18 protein-coding genes and 1 tRNA gene are annotated in these 21,738 nt (G+C 59.1%); 8 read left to right on the plus strand and 11 right to left on the minus strand.

The annotated features are described in order from the left end of the window. Positions 1-15: 15 nt before the first annotated feature. From ACR0DJ_RS04210 to ACR0DJ_RS04235, 6 genes are read right to left on the minus strand one after another with little or no spacing between them, the layout of a single operon-like run. Positions 16-813 (minus strand): MBL fold metallo-hydrolase, encoded by a 798-nt coding sequence (locus ACR0DJ_RS04210; RefSeq protein ID WP_170343809.1) that lies wholly within the window; start codon positions 811-813, stop codon positions 16-18. Next, positions 810-1,616, minus strand: coding sequence for a TatD family hydrolase (locus ACR0DJ_RS04215; RefSeq protein WP_480683977.1), 807 nt, complete (start codon positions 1,614-1,616; stop codon positions 810-812). Before ACR0DJ_RS04215 ends, ACR0DJ_RS04210 begins: the two co-directional genes overlap by 4 nt. Beyond that, positions 1,613-2,734, minus strand: coding sequence for a DNA polymerase III subunit delta' (locus ACR0DJ_RS04220; RefSeq protein ID WP_480683978.1), 1,122 nt, complete (start codon positions 2,732-2,734; stop codon positions 1,613-1,615). Before ACR0DJ_RS04220 ends, ACR0DJ_RS04215 begins: the two co-directional genes overlap by 4 nt. Positions 2,735-2,737: 3 nt before the next feature. Further along, a complete protein-coding gene (tmk, locus tag ACR0DJ_RS04225; RefSeq protein ID WP_170343812.1) occupies positions 2,738-3,364 on the minus strand; it encodes a dTMP kinase in 627 nt (208 codons plus the stop codon). Continuing rightward, the gene (locus tag ACR0DJ_RS04230) at positions 3,361-4,527 is read right to left on the minus strand and encodes a D-alanyl-D-alanine carboxypeptidase family protein (RefSeq protein ID WP_170343813.1); all 1,167 of its coding nucleotides are present in this window, start codon (positions 4,525-4,527) and stop codon (positions 3,361-3,363) included. The genes tmk and ACR0DJ_RS04230 overlap by 4 nt, the downstream gene beginning before the upstream one ends. 16 nt (positions 4,528-4,543) lie before the next feature. Beyond that, positions 4,544-5,842, minus strand: a complete 1,299-nt coding sequence (locus tag ACR0DJ_RS04235) for an SPOR domain-containing protein (protein ID WP_480683980.1) — start codon at positions 5,840-5,842, stop codon at positions 4,544-4,546. Positions 5,843-6,044: 202 nt separating this feature from the next. Between ACR0DJ_RS04235 and ACR0DJ_RS04240 the strand changes: the two genes are divergently transcribed. Beyond that, positions 6,045-6,134 (plus strand) — tRNA-Ser (locus tag ACR0DJ_RS04240). Between the two features lie 659 nt (positions 6,135-6,793). Here the strand turns inward: ACR0DJ_RS04240 and ACR0DJ_RS04245 are convergent. The 3 genes from ACR0DJ_RS04245 to ACR0DJ_RS04255 all read right to left on the minus strand — a co-directional run bounded on the left by ACR0DJ_RS04245 (position 6,794) and on the right by ACR0DJ_RS04255 (position 9,189). Further along, positions 6,794-7,360: a TetR/AcrR family transcriptional regulator gene (locus tag ACR0DJ_RS04245; protein ID WP_170343815.1), complete on the minus strand. Its 567-nt coding sequence runs from the start codon at positions 7,358-7,360 to the stop codon at positions 6,794-6,796. Then, the gene (locus ACR0DJ_RS04250; protein WP_425078518.1) at positions 7,351-8,427 is read right to left on the minus strand and encodes a flavin monoamine oxidase family protein; all 1,077 of its coding nucleotides are present in this window, start codon (positions 8,425-8,427) and stop codon (positions 7,351-7,353) included. Before ACR0DJ_RS04250 ends, ACR0DJ_RS04245 begins: the two co-directional genes overlap by 10 nt. Before the next feature lie 93 nt (positions 8,428-8,520). Next, a complete protein-coding gene (locus ACR0DJ_RS04255; RefSeq protein WP_480683981.1) occupies positions 8,521-9,189 on the minus strand; it encodes a cupin domain-containing protein in 669 nt (222 codons plus the stop codon). Between the two features lie 597 nt (positions 9,190-9,786). On the opposite strand from ACR0DJ_RS04255, the gene ACR0DJ_RS04260 reads away from it, so the two are divergent. The 4 genes from ACR0DJ_RS04260 (at position 9,787) to ACR0DJ_RS04275 (ending at position 14,470) form a co-directional block, all read left to right on the plus strand. Beyond that, positions 9,787-10,737 carry an ABC transporter substrate-binding protein gene (locus tag ACR0DJ_RS04260; RefSeq protein WP_480683982.1) on the plus strand — a complete coding sequence of 317 codons (951 nt, stop codon included), beginning with the start codon at positions 9,787-9,789 and terminating at the stop codon, positions 10,735-10,737. 78 nt (positions 10,738-10,815) lie between these two features. Continuing rightward, the gene (locus ACR0DJ_RS04265; protein ID WP_170343819.1) at positions 10,816-11,853 is read left to right on the plus strand and encodes a quaternary amine ABC transporter ATP-binding protein; all 1,038 of its coding nucleotides are present in this window, start codon (positions 10,816-10,818) and stop codon (positions 11,851-11,853) included. Continuing rightward, the gene (locus ACR0DJ_RS04270) at positions 11,846-13,435 is read left to right on the plus strand and encodes an ABC transporter permease (protein ID WP_170343820.1); all 1,590 of its coding nucleotides are present in this window, start codon (positions 11,846-11,848) and stop codon (positions 13,433-13,435) included. The genes ACR0DJ_RS04265 and ACR0DJ_RS04270 overlap by 8 nt, the downstream gene beginning before the upstream one ends. Before the next feature lie 54 nt (positions 13,436-13,489). Next, on the plus strand, positions 13,490-14,470 hold the full coding sequence (locus tag ACR0DJ_RS04275; protein WP_425078516.1) for an arginase family protein: 981 nt from the start codon (positions 13,490-13,492) through the stop codon (positions 14,468-14,470). On the opposite strand, the gene ACR0DJ_RS04280 is transcribed toward ACR0DJ_RS04275, so the two are convergent. Continuing rightward, positions 14,467-15,435 (minus strand): agmatinase, encoded by a 969-nt coding sequence (locus tag ACR0DJ_RS04280; protein WP_480683984.1) that lies wholly within the window; start codon positions 15,433-15,435, stop codon positions 14,467-14,469. The genes ACR0DJ_RS04275 and ACR0DJ_RS04280 overlap by 4 nt on opposite strands. Positions 15,436-15,508: 73 nt before the next feature. Next, positions 15,509-17,029 (minus strand): trimethylamine methyltransferase family protein, encoded by a 1,521-nt coding sequence (locus ACR0DJ_RS04285; protein ID WP_480683985.1) that lies wholly within the window; start codon positions 17,027-17,029, stop codon positions 15,509-15,511. 181 nt (positions 17,030-17,210) lie between these two features. Between ACR0DJ_RS04285 and ACR0DJ_RS04290 the strand changes: the two genes are divergently transcribed. From ACR0DJ_RS04290 to ACR0DJ_RS04300, 3 genes are all read left to right on the plus strand, one after another. Beyond that, positions 17,211-19,646, plus strand: coding sequence for a GcvT family protein (locus ACR0DJ_RS04290; RefSeq protein ID WP_480683987.1), 2,436 nt, complete (start codon positions 17,211-17,213; stop codon positions 19,644-19,646). Positions 19,647-19,736: 90 nt separating this feature from the next. Further along, complete coding sequence (locus ACR0DJ_RS04295; protein ID WP_480683989.1) at positions 19,737-20,708, plus strand: LysR family transcriptional regulator; 972 nt, start codon at positions 19,737-19,739, stop codon at positions 20,706-20,708. Positions 20,709-20,930: 222 nt separating this feature from the next. Then, positions 20,931-21,539 carry a carboxymuconolactone decarboxylase family protein gene (locus tag ACR0DJ_RS04300; RefSeq protein WP_480683991.1) on the plus strand — a complete coding sequence of 203 codons (609 nt, stop codon included), beginning with the start codon at positions 20,931-20,933 and terminating at the stop codon, positions 21,537-21,539. Positions 21,540-21,738 lie beyond the last annotated feature (199 nt).

The following is a 21,738-nucleotide window of genomic DNA, read 5'->3' on the forward strand; positions in this document are numbered from 1 at the left end:
GCGGCGGGCAGCGGCCTACTGTGCCTGATGGATCACCATCCCGTCGAAGGCGGGGGTGATGTGGTCGGGGGTTTCGGCGTCGACGGTCGCGTAGTCGAGGTCGATATGCATGTTGGTCAATACCGCGCGCTTCGGTTGCAGCTTTTCGATCCACCCAAGCGTCTTTTCCAGATGCGCGTGCGTCGGATGAGGCGAGCGGCGCAGGGCGTCGATGACAAGGCAGTCCAGCCCTTTCATTTCGGGCCAGGCGTCGTCGTAGATCTCGGCGACATCCGGCAGATAGGCGAGTTGCCCAATGCGGAAGCCAAGGGAATCGATCGAACCGTGATTCACTTTGAAAGGACGAAACGGAATCGGGCCGCCGGGGCCGTCGATTTCGAATGGACCGTCGATAGACTTGAGCTCGAGGATCGGAGGATAAGGGGAGCCCTCGGGCTGAATGAACGCGTATCCAAACCGCCCCAACAAAGCGTTCTGGGTGTCGCCATCCGCCCACACAGGAACACGGGTTTTCATGTTGAACACGATCATGCGCAAATCATCGATTCCATGCACATGGTCTGCGTGGGAATGCGTATAGACGACCCCGTCCAACCGCCCTGTACCTGTATCCAGCAACTGGCTGCGCATATCAGGCGTGGTGTCGATCAGAACCGAGGTTGTGCCATCTGGCCCGTCGCGTTCGACCAGCATCGAACAGCGGCGCCGGACGTTCCTGGGGTTCGCAGGGTCACAATCGCCCCATTGACCGCCCAATCGCGGCACGCCGCCAGAGGATCCGCAGCCCAGAATTGTAAATCGGAAGCCGGTCATGCGGCGGCCTTGTATGATGCCGCTTTGGTGAACAGCCGGTCGAAGTTTGCCTGTGTCTGGTCAGCAAAAGCGGCATAGTCCATGCCAAAGATTTCGGCCCCCTTTTGGGCCGTGTGCACAGTATTGGCCGGCTCGTTTCGTTTGCCGCGATAGGGCGGCGGGGCCAGATAGGGCGCGTCGGTTTCCACCAAAATGCGATCCACCGGGGCGCTTGCGAAAATGTCCCGCAATTCCTGGCTCTTGGGGAAGGCGGCTATGCCGGACATGGACAGGTAAAAACCTAAATCCAAGGCGGCCTTGGCCAGTTCAGCAGAGGAGGAGAAGCAGTGCATGACGCAGGAATAGGGCGCGTTGCGATATTCTTCGGCCAGAATGCCGGCCATATCTTCATCAGCTGCGCGGGCGTGAATGATCAGGGGCAACCCGGTGCGCTGGGCTGCTTCGATATGGATGCGCAAGGACTGTTTCTGAACTTCCGCGCTATCTGCGGTATAGTGATAGTCCAGGCCGGTTTCACCGATACCGACGAATTTCGGATGCTGTGCCAGGGCGATCAGATCATCGACCGAGGCCAATGGCTCGTCCGCGGCGCTCATCGGGTGTGTGCCGGCGGCATAGAAGATCGGCGCGTGGGCTTCGGCAATCGCACGGACAGCGGGTTCGTTGCGCAGTTTGGTGCAGATCGTCACCATCCGGGTCACGCCAGCCTGGGCTGCACGCGCGATGATGTCGTCCAACTGGCCTTCGAAATCCGGGAAGTCCAGATGGCAGTGGCTGTCGGTAATCTGGGGGGTGTCGCTCATCTGTTCTGACCGGCGGTTTCCTGTATCTTGAACACCGTATCTAGGACCAGAGCGGCAGGGTCAAGGTTGACAGCCTGACCATGTCGCGCCCGGGCTGTGATCGTCGCGGCGACCTCGGCCCAGCGACGGGCTTGATCCGGCGATGCTGACAGACGCGCCAGTGTTTCACCCTCGTTGGGGGCGGCTTCAGGAACCGGGGGCGTGCCTGTTGCCCCGGTCAGGGCCAGCCGTGACAGAGCAACGTCGATCAATGTCAGCAAAAGTTCAAACCGGTCTGCCGCGCCGCGCTGTGCTGCCGCTTCGGCCAAAGCCAGCGCGCGCTGGCGGTCCATGCGGGGCAGGGTGCCCAGAATGGCGATCAGTTCGGCATAGATGTCCAGACCACCCAGATTGATCAAACGCACGGCGTCTCCGACTGAACCTGCCGCAAGTGCGGCGAGGTGTTCTGTCTGCGCGGGAGTTTCGGTTTCCGTTTGTGACAGGGCGGCCTGCATGTCTTGCGCGTTCAGCGGGCCGAGGCGCAGCGTGCGACAGCGTGAACGGATGGTTGGCAACAGGCGTGAGGGTTGATGCGATACCAGCAAAAGGGTGGTGCGGGCAGGCGGCTCTTCCAGCATCTTCAGCAACGCGTTGGCGGCGCTGACGTTCATTTCGTCTGCTGAATCCACGATCACGACGCGGCGGCCGCCGTCCGCAGAGGACAGGCCAAAAAACTTCCCAAGCTTGCGGATGTCATCCACGACGATCTCACTGCGCAGCCGTCCCTGATCGTTCAGCGACCGGGTTATCGCCGCCAAACCCGGTTCTGCCCCCGCCTGAATGCGATGGGCCACCGGGTGGTCGGGATCGATGTCGAGCGTCTTGGGCGGAGGCGGCGCGCCGAACAACCCGTCATCCTCTGCCGGCGGCGTGGCCAGCAGAAACCGTGCAATTCGCCAGGCCAGTGTCGCCTTGCCGACACCGCGTGGCCCTGTCAGCAGCCAACCGTGATGCAAACGGTCTGACGTGTAAGCGGACAGAAATGTCTGTTCCGCCGCGTCCTGGCCAAAAAGCCGACCGGTTTCGCGCGGATGTGGTGCGCCCGGCACCTGATCCGGAGAAGGGATATCGTCGCTCATCGTCTACCGCAGTGCTGCCTGGACGAGTTCTGTCACATCCTGCGCAACGCTGTCCATGTCCCTGTTGCCATCCACGATGTGAAACCTGTCCGGGAACTCATCGGCCAGCGCCAGAAAGCCGGCGCGCATCTTTTTCTGCAATTCCGGGCCAAAGTCCTCGAACCGTTCTTCGGTGCCTTGTCGCCCCTTGGCGCGTGCCAGGCCCGTTTCAGGGTCCATGTCGATCAGCAGCGTCATGTCCGGTTCGCGCCCGATCATCAGGCTGTGCAACTGATCCACCAGATTTCGCAGGTCGCCCCGGGACAGGCCCTGATACATACGTGTGCTGTCAGCAAAGCGGTCGCAGATCACCACCTTCCCTGCTGCCAGAGCAGGTTCGATGGTACGCTCCAGATGGTCGCGGCGGGCCGCGGTGAACAGCAGAATCTCGGTCTCGGCCGACCAGCGATCCGGGTCGCCCTCCAAAACCAGTCTGCGAATTTCCTCGGCCCCCGCAGAGCCGCCGGGCTCGCGCGTCAGTACCACCTCGCGACCCTGCGCACGCAGATGTTCCGCCAGCATCCGCGCCTGTGTTGACTTGCCTGAACCGTCAATGCCTTCGAAGGTCAGAAAAAACCCCGCTTTCGTCACATCGACTCCAGCGGGTTGTTGATCACGTCTTTCAATACGATACCGCCGACGGTCAGCATGCGCACCACAAACCCGCCAATCGCAACATCTTCGGCTGCCACCAGAGGCCGCCGGATTTCCGGCAAACCTTCGGGCTTAATCACCAGTTCGGCCAGTTGCTGACCTTTCTTGACGGGCGCGTTGATCGGGCCCTCATAGACCACTTCGGCCTCGACATTCTGGGTGCCCAGAACCGGGAAAAGCACATTAAGATCACCTTCGGGAACAAGCCCCACGGTCTTTTTCTCGCCCATCCACAGCTTGGCTTCGGCTATCGGCGTTTCCGCGGTGGCAACTGTCCTCTCGACAAAATTTCGAAACGACCAGTTAACCACGGCCTCAGCCTCCTCTGCCCGCTGGCCGGTGCTGTCGAGACCCGTCAGCACAAAGATCACCCGCCTGTCGCCTTGTTTGGCGGACCCGACAAGGCCATAGCCCGCTTCTTGCGTATGGCCGGTTTTCAGGCCATCTGCACCGATATCCAGCCGCAGCAACGGGTTGCGGTTGCGGGCGTTCGAGGGTGCGCGGCCATCGAACTCGAAAACCTCTTCGGCGAAAAGGGGGTAGTATTCTGGAAAGTCCGAGATCAGCCGATCCGCAAGAACGGCCAGATCATGAACCGACATCATATGCCCGGCGGCGGGCCAGCCGTTTGAATTTGCGAAGTTCGAATTGTTCATGCCCATCTGCTTGGCCCGCTGGGTCATGTATCGCGCAAATCCTGCTTCGGTGCCATCCGGGCTGAGCGCTTCGGCGATGACGACGCAGGCGTCATTGCCCGACAAAACGATAATGCCGCGCAGCAGGTCTTCGACACGTACGCGATCCTGCGTGTTCAGGAACATTGTCGAGCCGCCATAGCTCATCGCGTGTTCCGAAACAGGCAGGGTTTCGTCCAGCGTCAAGCGCCCGTCCCGCAATGCTTCGAATGCAACATAAAGCGTCATGAGCTTGGACATCGACGCAGGCGGCAATGGTTGGTCGGCTTCTTTCGACAGCAGCACGGTACCGGTGGTTTGGTCGATCACATAAGCCGCGCGGGCGGATGTATCAAAAGCCTGGGCAGGTATCGCCAGAACGGCAAGCCCAAGAGCCAGAACGGATGTTCGTATTGAGGATAGCATGTTACGCCTCCCTTAATCAGTCGGTTACCGTGAACGCGTCTTTGAAGCCAAGGTCTTTCACGTCCTTTTGAAAGGCTTTGCGCTCGGCCCGGGTTGCGGCGGGGCCAACCAGCACGCGCCAGACAGTACTATTTGCTGTTTTCAGTTCCCGTACAACTGTGGGCATGCCGTTCCGACGCACCTTTTGGGCGGCTGACTTGGCGTTCGCCTCTACGCTGAAGGTTCCGATCTGAACAAACGGTTTGCTCAGAGATGTCGCCGACGTTGTGGCGGCTGCGACAGGAGTGGCTTCTGACGCATCAATTGCGGCTGCGGCCCCCTCTATCGGGTCCAGTGGCGTTTCGGTGATCGCGGCGGGGTCTTTCTTTTGCCACCATTTCCGCTTGGCAGGTTGCTCGGCGGGGGGCGTGACCGGTGCATCCGACAAAGAGGGGGACGCCACGGCTTCGGCGGCTTCGGCGGCTACGTCTGCGCTGTCAGTTGCTGTATCTGCCGCGGCCACGGCAGTTCCCGCAGCCGCAGCTGCGGGGGCTTTCTTCTGCCACCATTTCCGCTTGGCTGGTTTTTCGGCAGATGCTTCGACCTGATCGTCCGCAGAAGTGGCCGTCTCGGCGTCTTCGCTTGCGGGCTCGACGTCTTCAGCCGTTTCATCCGATGCACTGGCCGCACCCGCGGCAACCGCAGCCGTACCCGCCGCGGCGGCGGCTGTTTCCTTTTTCTGCCACCACTTCCGTTTGGCCGGTTTTTCCGGCTCTGTGGACGCTTGAGTGCCGGCAGCTTCATCGGCACCTGCGGCCGTGGTTTCGGCTGCCGTTTCTTCTGCCTCCGGCGCATCCTCCGACGACGGTTCTTCGATCTTTTCACGGCGCAGTGCGACGACGCTGACTTTTGTCGGCGCGCCCGCAAGCATTCCCAACTCTTTCGCGGCAGCGGACGAGACCTGAAGCGCGGGTCCTGGCAGGTTGCGCTCGCGCCGGAACAGGGCGCCGGTCACGGATTTGTTGTTGGACATGTTTCTGATCACGACACGTTCAGGTTGGGACGCATCCGGGTGCGCAACCCATATCCCGCCAAGAGACGGCCGGCCATCCCAAAGCCCTGCTTCGGTTGTCTGAAAAACCTCAGGGGCTTCGACATCACGCTGAGAGCCGGTGGCCACCTCGGGCAGGAGTTCCGTCTTCCCCGAATTGTCTTCCGGTTTCTCAGCCGATTCAGAAGTTGATAAAGCCTCTTCACATCCGGCCAGTATCGTCAAAGTCAACGCCAGATACGCCAGCCGTTTCGGCCCCGGGCGTGTCTCGATCGCTCGCTTCATCTGCTTATCCCTTGCCTGAAGGGGTTTCGTTTTCCGAACCCCGCTGCCGGTCTGCTGGTTCTGTATGCCAGCCTGTTGCGGTCTTTCGTGCGGATCATAACGTGGCTGAAGTGTCATGGAAAGACCGCTGCACAGGCTTCGGCAAGATTTCCCGATTTCGACTTGCCTCCGGTCGAACTTCGCCTTAGACCCTGCTGTCGACGGGGAGGTGGCAGAGTGGTCGAATGCGGCGGTCTTGAAAACCGTTGGGCGTGAGAGCGTCCCCAGGGTTCGAATCCCTGTCTCCCCGCCATAAAATGGCAAATTCGACCATACGCTGACCGTCTCTTGTTACTTTCCGAACCAACGGTTTTCCCGGAAGATTCCCATGTTCGGTTCCTGTTCTGGTCCCGCTTGGGCCGAGCCTGCTTTGCGAGTCGCATTTGGCCGGTACCTGCCGAGTATTCTAGAACCATAGAGAGGCTTTTGTGACCTGCGATGGCCGCAATCTGGAGGTGAGTACATCCGGCCTCGGCCAATTCGCTTGATGCGCTGTATCGCAGGCAATATCGACATCTACAAAGACCACACCAGGATGATCCCCCGAAATGGGTTGGGGCAGGGGGGGCGGCCAATCGGCTCGGCAAAGTGCCGCCGGGACGCCCCGAAGGTTGCCGGGAAGGGTTCGCCAATATTTATGACGAAGCAGCCGAAGCCATTCCGGAGTGCAGAAACGGAAGTTCGCCTGACGCGTCTGCGGTCTATCCAACGGTCCAAGATGGGCTTGAGGGCGCCCGGTTCGTGACCGCATGCGCGCAAAGCTCGGCCAGAAACTCGGCCTGGGTCAAGCTGGAGTGTGGTTTTCAGCCTTGCGGGTTGAATTGCTGGCCTCGCATGGAAAAAACCGGGTTGAGGTGGGCAGGCGCCTCAACAATCGACGCGGCCATTCTGGGCGCGCAAGTCTGGGTCGTGTCACAAACATCGCGCTGTTAACACTTCCACGGCGTCATCAAAGGTTTGTACGCTGCTCTCGGCCCGAGCCGTCAGATGAGCGCCTTCCAGCAAGGCCAATGCCGCGCGTGCTTCTGCTTTCGGATCCGCAACACCCGTGATCGACAGATCCGTTTTGCCAAGCGCAAAGACATTCTCGATCCACCGGGTCATCATGCGCCGGAACGCGCGGATTTTGTCGGTGACCTCATTCGACAAGCTTTCCCGGCTGATGATCAGCGAGACACACAAGCACAGGGTTTTTCCGTCGTTCAAAGCCGCGCGATACAGCGCGATCAGTGCGCGCATGCGCGCACCCGCCGTGTCACAAGTTTCCTCGATCTCGGCGCAGCGCCCGGTAAGCTCGGTATGGTATCGGTCCATCAAAGCTGCTGACAGCGCGGCTTTGGTTGGGAAGTGATAGTGGATCGATGCCTTGCGGATGCCCACATCATTGGCAAGGTCGGCATAGCTGAACCCGTCGAAGCCTTTGCTGCGCACGGCCAATTCGGCAGAATTGAGCAGAGCGGTCTTTGTGTCTATTTCCATGCCGCGTTCATCCTTAATGCGCTCAACAATGCTGCGGTGGTCTCTGCTGCTTCCAATGCACCTTCAAGATATCCCCCAAATTGCGCGGCTGTTTCAGTGCCGCTGAGAATGATCCTGTCTTCCCAGATTCGCGTCATGGCCTTCGGCAAGCCGTATTGCGGATGGGTATACAAAGGCTGAAGGTCCAGATCGGTCGCTGTGAAGCGGTCGAACGCCCAGTCTTTTAGGAAAAGCGTGCTGGGGCTGACCGCCTTGCGCCCGAACAATCGCCCCAGCTGCGCCAGAACCTGCTGCCGCAACACCCCTTCATCCCGGCGAGCTTGCGCAGGGATGCCGATGAAACCGAACAGCGCGAAGGGACCACCGCTGGCAGGTGACGCGTCGTGGATTTCCACCATGGGGCCGCGTCGGCTCATGGCATCGCCAGACAGCCCGTCGTCACGCCAGAACGGAGTGTCATAGACCGCAAGCGCCTTGGCCTGACCTGCCATCCATGTCGGGATTTCCCGCATGGCTGATAACGTGCCATCGGGCAGGGTGGGCTCAAAGATCAACTCGGCCGCGATACGTGGGGGTATGGCAAGCACAACATGCCTCGCCCAAACATGCCGCCCAGATTGCGTGGTGACCCGAACCCCACCTTCGGTGCGCGCCAAGGCCGTGATCTGCGTTGACAGGTGGATTGCCCCATCCGGCAAGAGTGCCGACAGCGCATCCGTCAAAGCAGCGAGCCCCCCGATCAGACGATAAGACCCTTCCATGGATGAAAACCCGCGGCCGCGCTCAACACGGCCTTGTTCATCTTCGAAACTCAGCGCGCCGGAGCTGAATTGGTCAAACCTGTGCAGGCCCAGCCGTTCGATCAGCGCGGCAATCCGTGGTTGGCCGGGCCAGAACCAGGCCGGACCCATGTCGAAACGGCCGTCGCCCAGAGCCTCGGTCAGAATGCGCCCGCCCAGACGATTGCGCGCCTCGACGATCAGCACTTCCTGACCTTGATCCACAAGCTGTGTCGCAAGGCTGAGCCCTGAAAGCCCCCCGCCGATGATGAGCGTATCCGTGCGCATGGTTCAGAACCCCTCACTTGAAGAGCGCAGGTTCGGCTTTTGGGGCCCGCTCGACCTGTGGTGTTGCGCCAGGGGTTTTTGGTCACCCATCGGTTACACCGCCGGCGGTTGGGCAAAAGGCAGGTGGCCTGTCTTCATCCAGATCCTGGCCCCGTCCGGCCCCGCAACGGCCATCAGGCTGTGGCCTTCAGGCAGGCGCAGCCAATCGTTTTTGACCAGTTCATCCCCGGCTTCGGTGACCGACCCGTCGATGATCAGAACCTCGATCCCACCAGGGGCGTCCGAGCGCAGCGTCGCACCCGCGTCTAGATGGGAGTAGGTCACGACCTCGCGCGCATCCTCATGCAGGATTGCGGTGGCGATACCATTTGCGCGCGCGCCCAGCTCATCCACCATGCTTTTGCGAAACTGGGTTCGGTCGTCCATGTCGAACTGCCAGAGCTTCACGAATATCGTGCAGCCCGGTTCCGACCCCGGCGTGTGTTGCGTGGTGGGCGGATTGCGGACATAGGTCCCCGCAGGATAGTCGCCATGCTCATCCTGAAACACACCATCAAGGACAATGAACTCCTCACCGCCAGTATGGGTGTGTGCAGAGAAATGACTGCCCGGCGCATAACGCACGATTGTGGTGGCCCGGGCGACCTCGCCTCCGATCCTGTCCAACATCCTGCGATCCACACCCTTCATGGGAGAGGCCTGCCACTCCAGCTGGTCTGAGTGAACGACGACGCGGTCAGAGAAGTCCGAATTGATTTCCATGGGGTCAGTTCTCTTTGATGGTTACGACATGGGAACTATCTACCAGTAGGTAGGCAAATGCCAGCTTCAAAGTTCGATTAAGCGCCACTTTTCACAGAGTGTTGAACCTGGTCTTGTCAGAAGGACCTCGTTGAAGTGGGTGGACAAAAACTGAGAGGAGGCTCCACGCCGCCTTTACGGACAGAGCGCGCGCAAACCAAAGAATCAGACGCAATCAGTGTTTGCCGAAAGGGGCCTTAGCGTACTGAAAGGGAAACCTGCCCGACCGCGTTGAGACTGGTGCGCTTTCTGCCCGAGCAATTCTTGTGCTCATTATACCTGAGGGTGCTTCCGGCTTTGGAGATGTCGGACGCACCTCCTTGAATCGCAAAAAGTCGAAACCATGTTGCGATAATTCCGCATTCAAGGGGTAATAAAACGTATCTCTTGAAGGCCCACGCATCCACGTGCTTCACTTTTGGAGCCATGTAAGCCTGTGATTTTGCTGGCCCCAAAAAACCCGAAAGGCACGGTCTTTCAAGACCTGAACCAGAGCGAACCACGGCCCGAGAGGGTGAGAAAAACAAGCGCGGAAGCTACCCAACACGGAGATATCAGATGAAAAGAACTGCAACGCTACTTGGAAGCGCGTCCTTCGCGATTGCCGGGCCGGTCATGGCCGCGGATATCGTGATCGGTGTGCCCAACTGGGCCTCGGTGAACGCCACGGCACATATTCTTGAAGTCGTGATCGAAGAAAACCTCGGCCTGGACGTGGAATTGCAAAACGGCACGAACCCGATTGTGTTTGAAGCCATGGACAGCGGTTCGATGCATGTCCATCCTGAAGTGTGGATGCCCAATCAGCAGAACCTGCACGATACCTATGTCAAGGAAAACGGCACCGTCGTCATGAACCAAAACCCGGTTCAGGCCGAGCAGGGCATGTGCGTGCCGACCTACATCGCGGAACAATATGACATCAAGTCGATCGATGATCTGAGCGACCCCGACAAGGTTGCGATCTTTGATACCGATGGCAACGGAACACCCGAGGTATGGATCGGTGCGCCGGGTTGGGCGTCGACCGTCGTCGAGAAGATCCGGGCCAAGTCCTATGGCTATGACCAGATCTTCGAACTGACGGAATACGAGGAAACCATTGCCTATGCCAATTTGGCGAACGCGACAAAGGCGGGCGATCCGTGGATCGGGTTTTGCTACAGCCCGCACTATATCTTCGTGACACAGGATCTGACGGTTCTGGAAGAACCGCCCCACGACCCGGCCACCTGGACAATCGTTCAGCCCACGGATGATCCGGATTGGTTGTCCAAGTCCGAGGCGTCCTCGGCCTGGAACGGGGCAACGCTTCACCTGCACTATGCCAAGGAACTGGAAGAGAGCTATCCCGAAGTGGCCGCCCTGTTCAGCAACTATCAGATGACAGGCGACGATCTGAGCGCGATGGGCAAGGCGCTGGCCGTCGACAACATCGAAGCCGCTGAGTTCGCCAAGGAATGGGTGGCTGCGAATGAAGACACCGTCATCGGCTGGCTGACCAACTAAACAATCACTCTTTGGGCCGTCGCGCAAAACCGCGGCGGCCTTTTTCTGTCGGGCAGGGCATCGCCCTGTGGGGGATAAATGGACGAACCTGTCGTAAAACTAGAAAACGTTTGGAAGATCTTTGGCTCGCGTGCAGAAGAGGCAATGGAAGCGGTCAGAAACGAAGGCATAGGCAAGCCGGAAGTTCTGGAGCGGTTCAACTGTGTTGTCGGCGTTCAGGGCGCCACGTTCGAAGTGCCGAGGGGTGAGATTTTCTGTATCATGGGGTTGTCCGGCTCGGGCAAGTCAACATTGGTGCGCCACGTGAATCGATTGATCGAACCGACGGCGGGTCGGATCGAAATTCTGGGTCACGATGTTTCGAAACTGTCGGAAGCCGAGTTGCGCCGCATTCGCGCCCAGCAAATCGGTATGGTCTTTCAGCACATGGCGCTGATGCCGCATCGTTCAGTGCGTGATAATGTGGCCTATCCATTGGAGATCCGAAAGGTGTCCAAGTCAAAGCGCTGGGCCGTCTCGGATCACGCGCTGAGCCTGGTGAATCTGACAGGTTACGAGGACCGCCTGCCCAAAGAGCTTTCGGGCGGGATGCAGCAACGCGTGGGGATCGCGCGGGCGCTGGCTTCGGACCCGGAAATCCTGTTGATGGATGAACCTTTCTCGGCCCTCGATCCGCTGATCCGCCTGCAATTGCAGGACCAGTTCAAAGCGCTTGTGGCACAGCTGAAGAAGACCACGCTGTTCATCACCCACGATCTGGACGAAGCCATTCGGATCGGCCACCGGATTGCGATCATGAAGGACGGCGTCATCGTGCAGATCGGAACACCCGAAGACATCGTCATGAACCCGTCCGACGATTACGTGCGCGAATTCGTTCAGGGCATCTCAAAACTTAAACTGGTCAAGGCGCATTCCATCATGGAGCCGGTGGACAGTTATTCAGGGCCACTTGACGGTGCGCCCCGAGCGGACGAGGGCGCGGATCTGGATCAATTGATCGACCTGGCCGTGAATTCTGATCTGCCGGTCGTCATCACGGATGCGGGCGTTGATGTGGGCGTCGTGACCAAGCCGCGCCTGTTGCGCGGTATCCAGGGGGGCAAAAATGACTGATGCTGCAACAGAGATGAAAGTAACCGCCGCCTCTGATATCGAGGTCGATCGCGAGGCCCTGGACCTTTCCATCAAAGAGTTCGCTGGTCCGAACGGCGACTACTATGTCAACGCATTCCACAAGATTCATGATGCGACCAGCGCGATTCCCAACACATTCAACAAATGGGCCGCGTTGCTGGGGCCGTTCTGGTCTGCGTCACGCGCCATTTGGGGCATGTTCTGGACCTTTCTGATCCTTGAGATCATCGCGTGGGTTCAGATCGGCAGGGGCGCGTGGGGTAATCCCGGCGCCGATTTCGCGGACCGCGCCGCCCGTCAGCAGGAACGCGCGGCCGAACTGTTGGCGCGCGCAGCGGATGCCACGGAACAGGCCGATATCGACCGTTTCACCAAACTGGCCGAGAACATACAGAAAGCAGCGGCCACAAGCCTGGAAAGGGCCGCCGCCGCCCAGTCCGAGGCGGCAGGCATCCTGATTACCGGGTTGTTGATGTTGCTGGTGTTCAAGTTGGTTCAAGGGTTCTACGCCGACCGCGTCTACGAAAAACAATATTCGAACTGGCGTATCGATCCGGACAGCACGGAAAGTGGGCGTTCGACCCGTAATATCGTCATGGGTGCGATCCTTGTCGCAGCAATCGGACCATTGATCGTGTACAAGTTCACCGTGAACGCATCCCTTCCATTGTTGGACGCGTTCCCGGAACAACAAGTCTCTGCGATGTTTCTTGGCGAAGGCAACGGCACGCTGTTTTCGAGCCTGGCAAACTGGATGGAGGCCAGGATTGATGCTGCGGCGGCAGCTGGAGGCGACGTATTCGACGGGATCGTGGCGGGTGTCCGGTCGGTGCTTGATGCGCTGACGATTGCACTGATCGGGTCACCCTGGCCGGTGGTCATGCTGGTCATCTGTGTGACGGCCTGGCGTGCGGCGGGACCAAGGGTTGCCATCTTCACCGCATCTTCCCTGGCCTATATCGCGTTGCTGGGGTACTGGGACGTGGCGATGGAAACGGTTGCTCTGGTCGGTGCGGCGGTGTTGCTGTGCGTCGTTTTCGGCATTCCGCTGGGTATCTGGTTCGGCAAATCGCAGCGCGCCTATCGCGCGGCGGAACCGGTTCTGGACCTGATGCAGACGCTTCCCGCCTTCGTCTACCTTATCCCGATCATCGCCTTTTTCGGCACCGGCAACCCGCCGGGAATTCTGGCCACCATCATCTTTGGCATGCCGCCAGTGATCCGCCTGACGGCGCTGGGCATGCAAGGGGTTCCGGAAAGCATCAAGGAGGCTGCGGTGGCCTTTGGCGCGTCGAAATGGCAATTGTTGAAGGATGTTGAAATCCCTCTGGCGCTGCCATCGATCATGACGGGTGTAAACCAGACAATCCTGATGTGCCTGTCCATGGTCGTGATCATCTCGCTGATCGGCGGGGGCGGCCTGGGCAAGGAAATCCTTGAGGCGCTGCAATACGCCGCCAAGGGGCCGGGCCTGCTGGGCGGCTTTGCGATCCTGTTCCTTGCCATGGTCATGGACCGGATCGTGCAGGGCGCGTTCCGGCGAGAAGACGAAAAACTCTGAACGCAAACGCCCCCGGTTCCGATCGGGGGCGCTTTTCTTTGAACCGGGGAAGCCATGACAGATCCCTATGAACAGTCGATGATGGACAACCTGTATTGGTGGGGCGTGCCTACATTGTTCCGGTGTCCCAATGTCGGGCCGGAAGGGCAGGATATCGCGCTGGCGGGCGTGCCGCATTCAACCGGCAACGGCACGACCGAAAGGGACCAGCACCTGGGGCCTCGCGCCTTGAGGCATGTCTCGGCCGTACAACGCAGGGTGCATTCGGTCTTTGAAATTGATCCCTGGCAGAGTGCGCGGATCGCCGATGTTGGTGATGTGCCTTTTCCAAAGGCCAACGACAACGAAGACTGCATCGAACGCATCACTGAATTCTACAAGACCATAGACACGGCCGGAGCGCGCCCCGTTTCCGTCGGAGGCGACCATTCCATCACCGGTGGCATTGTTCAGGCCCTGGGTTGCGGCAAACTTGCGGGCGGACAGCCGGTCAGCTTTCTGCATCTGGACGCGCATACGGATGTGTTCACCAAGGTTGATCACTTTCTGGGGGCCAAGAAATCCGCGGCCCACTGGGGGGCCTATCTGGCCGATCAGGGGCAGGTGGATCCAACCCGGTCGATGCAGATCGGTCTGCGGGGCCATCCACGCAGCCTGGACTGGCTGCAACCGTCGTACGATTACGGGTACAACATCGTCACCATGCGCGAATTCCGTCAGCGCGGGTTGGCCGATGTGGTCGCGCAGACCAAAGAGGTTTTGGGCGACCGCCCGGTTTACATCACTTTCGATCTGGACTGTCTTGACCCAACCGTCGCGCCGGCCGTGTCCAATCTGGAGCCAGGTGAGAAGGGGTTTGACATAGATGAGGCGGTCGGCATCCTGCGCGCGGCGCGCGGACTGAACATCGTCGGCGGCGATGTGGTCTGCATGATGCCGACCAAGGACAGCCCCAACAACATCACCGCACTGACGGCGGCGGCGGTGATGTTCGAGATGATTTCGATGATCGCCGAGAACGTCGCGCGGGCCTAGCGCCGCGCGTCGATCGCCTGTGCCAGAACGCAAAGCAACTCGAACATCAGCGAGATGCCAAGCCACGCCGTTCCACCGTCGGGGTCGAATGGCGGTGACACTTCGACAAGATCGGCGCCGACAAGGTTCAGACCGGACATCCTGCGAATGACCTGCTGGGCCTGAAAGCTGTTGGGCCCGCCGATTTCAGGTGTTCCCGTGCCGGGGGCGTAAGTTGGATCAACAAAGTCGATGTCAAAGGTGCAGTAGGTCGGCTGCATGCCAACGATCTCGCGCACTTCGTTCATGACGTCGTCTATGCCCCGGTCGAACAGCTCTTCGACGCGAATGATGCGGATGCCCTGCGCCTCGCCCCATTCGATATCTTCAGTGTTGTAGGCCGTGCCACGGATTCCGACTTGTACGAAACGCTTGGGGTCCACCAACCCTTCCTCGACAGCGCGGCGGAACGGGGTGCCGTGGGTGAACTTGTGACCTCCGAAATAGGTATCGAACAAGTCCGTGTGACTGTCGAACTGGATCAGGCCAACCGGACCCGAAGCGGCCAGGGCACGAAGGACGGGCAGGGTGGTCAGGTGATCCCCTCCGGCCGTCAATGGCGTGATGTTGCGGACTTGAAGATCCGTGTAGAAACGCGTGACCCGATCCAGCGTGTCTTCTATGTCGACGGGATTGGGGGCAACGTCTCCTAGATCTGCGCAGTTCACCATTGCAAACGGTGCCACTCCCGTAACCGGGTTCATCGCCCGGATCATCGTGGAATAGTCCCTCAGTTGCCGCGGACCATGCCGGGCGCCGGGGCGATTTGTGGTTCCGCCGTCCCAAGGGATACCCACGAGGCCCAGTTCGACCTCCGAGATCCGTTCGTGCGCCAGATCCAGAATAGGCAGGCGCATGAAAGCGGGAATGCCGGCAAATCGGGCCAGTTCCATGGCGGATACCGGTTGAAAAAATGAATCGGCCATGATGCCCCATCCTATGCAAGTTTCTCCAGTGACCCTAACGGTTCGGCAACGTGCTGGGAATGCCCGCCGTCATTCAGGGCAGGATACGAAAACGTCGGCGAATTTCGGCGTCTTGTTCTGAGGTGAGGTATTCAGGGTGATGCGTGCTCAACACCTCTTGAGCGACTTGCCGTGCGGATGACCATGCATCCAGTGCACCGTCTGTTTGCCACGTGCGAGGCTCCTGGCGATCGGCGAGTTTCGGATAGAAGTAATCTCGTTCCATGGCTTCATAGGTTTGCTCGCTGCCCAGAAAATGCCCCTCGCCCAGAACCGAATGGCAGATGGCGTCAAAGCCAAGGTTCGCTTCGGTGACTTCGATCCCGCGCAGGATGCGATACGTGTGCGAGTGCATTTCGTTGTCCAGAACAAAGGCCTCGAAGCTGACCCCAAGCAGAGATGCCGTCATCCCCGAACTTTCATAGATCAGATTGCCTCCTGCCAGCGCTGCCGCCAGCGATGTGATGCCTTTTTCTGCCCCATGCTGGGCGTCGATGGCCTTGGCATCGGCCATCGAAGCGGCCACACCCGATGGCAAACCCAGCCAGTTCGTGATTTGCGCTGACGCTGCATTCAGAATTGCGGTCTCACCGCTGCCACCTGCGAAAGAGCCGGTCCTGAGATCCACGATGAAAGGCCAGTTGGAAAAGACCATCGGAAAGCCGGGTTTGATCGCATTGACCATCACGAGGCTGGCAAGCGTTTCGGCCAGTGACTGCGCCAGAAATCCGGCCAGAGTTGCCGGGGCGGTTGCGCCCGCTTGCGCGGCCGTAATGCACGACATCGGTATGTTATGGGCGATGCATTCATAAACCACATCCACGGCATCCTCGCCGTATCGCATTGGTGAAATGATCGGACTTATATGCGCTTTCAGGAAGGGGCGTTTGGCGAATTCCCCGACCCCTCCGGCGACGATGTCCAGCATCTCGACAATCGGGCCGACATGTTCCGCCAACGTGAAGGACGTTGCTATTGGTTTGGTTGTGTTCCGTACCAAAGCATAAACCGTGTTGACGTCCAGATCGAACACATCGGGGACGTCGGTCGCCACGCAGCACCGGGTGAACCAACTGACATTGGCCAGCGTATCCTGTAGCCGGGTGAAATCATGCAGATCCGCCAGGGTAGACGGGCGATAAAGCCCACTGTTGATATCAAGTGTCTGAACCGCAGCACCGCCGGTGCCAAAATACACGCGGTCGCCACCCACCTCGATGGACCGGTTTTCATCCCGGCCATGAAAGGTGAAGCTCTTCGCGGCCGAGGCGATGGCCTGTTCGACCATTGAACGGGGAAAAACCAGCCGGTTCTGTTCCCGGTCCTGAGCCCCCGCTGCCCTGAGGTCGATGGCCAGCCTGTCCGGCACGTCTCCCATCCCCAGTTCTTCCAGCAGACGCAGCGCGGTGTCGTAAATTTTCTCGATTTCCGATAGGTCCAAGGGCCTGAATGCCCCGCCTTTTTGGCCGGGCGGGCAAGGGTCAAAAACGGGCTTGGCCGCACGCTGTGCGTGCCGTGCCTTTCGACCGCTTCTTTTGACGCTCTCCGATGGCATTCGTTTACGTTACCTTGCGTTTTCCTGCACCCTAGGACCCAACTTGTCCCGGTATCAAAGAAGAAGTGCCGTTTTCAGAATTCGAAATCGCGGTTTCGATTTTCCGGCACCCGCATCTGCCCTGTTGTATGCCCATCCCGTTATTCAGCAAGACTGGTGCCGAAAATGAAGGAGCAGTGCCATGAAGTCGCGTACCAGAGCCGTTGTGATAGGGGGCGGGATCGCCGGGTGTTCGACGCTCTACCACCTGACCCAGGAAGGGTGGACAGATGTGGTTTTGGTCGAACGGAATGAACTGACCTCGGGCACGACATGGCATTCGGCGGCGCAGGTCACCAATTTCGGCATGAACCAGACGATGGTCGGCCTGAAATCCCATTCGATCCGTCTGTACAAGGAACTGGCCGACGATCCGGATTATCCTATCAACTATCACCACGCAGACGGTGGGATACGTCTGGCGAATACTGAAGGGCAGATGCAAGGCTATCGTCACTTCGCGTCCATGGCGCGGGGGATGGATGTACATTTCGAGGTGATCGACGCGGATGAATGTGCCCGGCGACACCCGTTGATTTCGACCGACAATCTCATCGGCGGGCTTTGGGATCCGCTGGACGGCGACATCGATCCGGCGCAATTGTGCCAGGCCCTTGCGCGCCGGGCACGCAAGGCGGGTGCCGAGGTGTATCGAAATACGCCGGTGACCGCGCTGACACAGCACAGCGATGACACCTGGACGGTGCATACCGAGCACGGGGATATCGACTGTGATGTCGTCGTCAACGCCTGTGGTTACAGGGTCAACGAAGTCGGCGCCATGATGGGTGTGCATCATCCTGTGTCGTCCATGGAACATCAGTATTTCCTGTCCGAAGAGATTGAGGCTATCCGGGATGCCGGGCATCGGATGCCGCTGCTGCGCTGCCCGATCAGCGACTATTATTGCCGACAGGAAAAGAACGGGCTGCTGCTTGGGTTCTACGAGCAGGGATGCAAAACCTGGGGTATGGACGGTATTGATCCGAACTTCGTGAACGCGCTGTGCCCGGATGATCTGGACCGTGTAACCGATGTTCTGGAAGGGGCCTTTGCGCGCATGCCCGCCTTGATGGAGGTTGGTATTCACACCGTGGTCAACGGGCCGATCACCTACACAATTGATGGGGCGCCTCTGGTCGGTCCGATCCCGGGCAAGCGCAACGCGTACTGCATCATTGGCCTGCGGGCCGGGCTGGGTGAAGGTGGCGGTCACGGGTGGTTGCTGGCGCAGCAGATCGTACATGGCGAGGCGTGCTATGACACGTGGTGCCTCGACCCGCGGAGGTTTTCGGGTCATGCCAATGTGGAACTCACCGCGCTCAAGGCGATCGAGGATTATCAGAACGAATTCAGGTTTCATTTTCCGCATGAACACCGCCCCGCGGGCCGACCCGCCAAGACGACCCCTCTGACGCCTGTTCTGGCATCTGAAGGTGCCGAGTTCACTGTGGTCAACGGGTGGGAAAGGGTGGACTATTTCAAATCCGATCCCGATTTCTCGCCAACGCTCAGTTTCGATTTTGACGAAACCTTCGATTTGGTGGCCGCCGAAGTCGAAAGCATTCGAACCGGCGTCGGGCTTGCCGAGGTCAACGGGTTCAACCGCATCGAGATCACGGGATCCGACAGGCACGCATTCCTGGACCGGTTGTTTTGCGGGCTTGTTTCTCGGCGTGAGGGGCGTGTCGGGTTGGGATACCTGTTGAATGACCACGGTATGATCAAGGCAGAAGCGACGATTGCCAATCTGCCCGCCAGCGACCGGGGTCCGGCCCGGGTTTGGTATGGCTCTGCCGCGGCAAGCGAGTTTCACGACATGGATTGGTTGCGCCTGCATCTGCGCAGCGATGAGGACGTTCAGTTGCGCAGCCTGACGAACGATCAGACCATTCTGGTTCTGGCTGGCCCGAAGTCGCGTTTTGTCCTGTCAGCCTGCACCAGAGGAGATTGGTCGGCAGATGCGTTCCCGTGGCTCAGCGTGCGCGAGTGTTTTGTCGGTATTGCTCCGGCCACGGTCATGAACCTGAGTTACTCGGGCGAGCTGGCCTATGAAATCCATGTTCCCAACGCCTCGCTCTATGCGGCCTATCTTGCCTTGCGCGAGGCCGGCGAAACGCACGGGCTGAAACTGTTCGGTGCCAGGGCCGTTGAATCCATGCGCATGGAGAAGAGCTTTTTGCACTGGAAAGCCGATCTGATCACCGAATTTGATCCTTTTGAAACCGGCCTGGATCGGTTCGTCCGGTTGGACAAGGGCGCCTTCGTGGGGCGTGATGCTCTGTTGAAACGGAAATCGGAAGGACCGCGACGCAAGCTGGTCCCCTTGCGCATCGATTCAACCCATGGCCCGGCGCATCCCGGCGCATCACTGATGCAGGATGATACCGTCGTTGGTACTGTCACGTCGGGCGAATGGGGGCATCGCACGAAGCTGAATCTGGCGCACGCTTTCATCCATCCGTCCCTGACGCAGGTTGGCCGTGAAATGAAACTGGACAGTTGCGGGAAACGGATCGGTGCGACGGTTATCAGCCCAAGCCCGTACGACCCGGGTTTTGTGCGGATGAAAGCCTAGAAACGACCCTTTCGATCAACTTCTTCATTGCCGCAGGGGCAAAACTTTGCTTCGCTAGTTTCGAACAAATCGAAACAATGGTTGGTTGCCGTGTCCAAATCTCTGAGTCTTCGATGGCTGGAAGTGTTTCAGCTGATCGCCAAATCCGGATCGATTCAGCAGGTCGCATCAGAAACAGATTTGTCGATCAGCACGGTTTCGAACCACCTGCGCAGCCTTGAACGCGCGTTGGGGATTGATTTGGTCGACCATGGGCGCCGCCCCATGGGCCTGACGCCGGCGGGCGAGGTATTTGCCCGCTATGTGCGTGATGGTCTGACTGTGCTGAAGCGTGGTGAGGCCGAAATTCGAACGGGAAACTGGCAGCATGCGACGGACTTGCGACTGGCTTTGGTCGATGATTTTGACAATCAGATCGCGCCCGATCTTGTTCGTTTTCTGGCACAGGCTCTGCCACGGTGCAATTTCCGCCATTTCACGCGTCCCAGCCACGAAATTCTTGCAAAACTCCAGGAACACAAGCTTGACGTGGGCGTCGCCACGCGACCGCTGGGTCGTACCGAAGGGCTGATCGAATACCCGCTGATGAGAGACCCCTTCATCGTCGTGGTTCCCAACAAGTTTGAAGGGTCTCCGGATGAGCTGTTCAACCCGGATGCCGATTTACCGTTGTTGAGGTATTCGCGCGACTATGTGATCGGCAAGCAGATCGAAACTCAACTGGCCCGGAGCAAATACAGCCTGCCCAACCGGTTTGAGCTGGAGTGCAATCAATCCATCATCGGCCTGGTTGCGCAGGGCAGCGGCTGGGCAATCACGACCGCCGCGTGCTTTCACCGAACGCAGAGGTTTCACAACAGCGTAAAGGCCATGCCATTTCCCGGCAGCAACTTCGTTCGCACAGTGTCGCTGTTTACAACCGAAGTATATCCGGCAACGACGTCGGTTTTGATCCAGAAGGCCATGAGCAAGTTGATACGTCAGCATTTCACAAGACCGATGTGTGCCCGGCACAATTGGCTGAAGAATGAGTTCCGCACCATGGAGATAGATAGCGTCTAGCCCAATCTGACCGGGTTGCCGAACGACTGGTGGCTGAGGGCGGATGCTCGCTGGGCTTTGAATGGACATGCCATGTTGGTGCTTGGGGAAACCGGACCGACATTCGAATTGCGGTCTGCGCTGGTCCGGGTTCTTTTTGACAAGGTGGCGAATTCGTCTCGCCTCGGGCTCAATGCGCTTCTAGTCTCTGAACAACAGGCAATCACGTCAACAGGAAGCCAAATGAGCTGGATCAGAACCATCCCATTCGAGCAGGCCACGGGCAGGCTGAAGAAACTCTATGACCGCGTCAGGGGCCCGGACAACAATGTGGACAATATCATGATGGCGCATTCGTTGCGTCCGCATTCGATGGAAGGGCACATGGCGATCTACAAGGCGGTGCTGCATCACTCGGGCAACAAGATACCGAAATGGTTTCTCGAGGTGCTGGGCGTGTGGGTCAGCTCGCTGAACCGATGCGGATATTGCGTCGAACACCATTTCGCAGGGTTGCAGCGGTTGCTGGGCGATGAAGAACGGGGAAATGCGATCCGGGCGGCGATCGAAGCGCGCGATCCGGCGGCCGCGCCATTGGATGCAGCGCAGGTGGCGGCCATGACCTATGCACGCAAGCTGACCGAGGATCCGGGCAATCTGGTCGAAGCGGATGTGATCGCTCTGCGTGACGCGGGGTGGGACGATGGAGAAATCCTCGAGATCAATCAAGTCTGTTCCTACTTTTCGTATGCGAACCGGACAGTTCTGGGGCTGGGATGTTCGACGGAAGGCGACGAATTGGGTCTGTCGCCCAACAACTCGGACAACCCTGACGATTGGGGGCATCGATAAAGCCTGAAGCAAGGGGTATCGGCAGATCCGGTGCGCTATACGGGCGCCAGATTTGGCCATGTTGACCGAGGGCGGTTCAAAAAGATGTCATTGAGGATTCAGGCAAGGTCCGCTTGGGCACAGCTTGAAAAACGGCGTTTGCATCGGAACCTCGGATCCGGTTTGGAATTCATGGGTTTTTGAGGCATCAATTTGACCC

The sequence above is a fragment of the Ruegeria sp. BF10 genome (genome assembly GCF_056538725.1).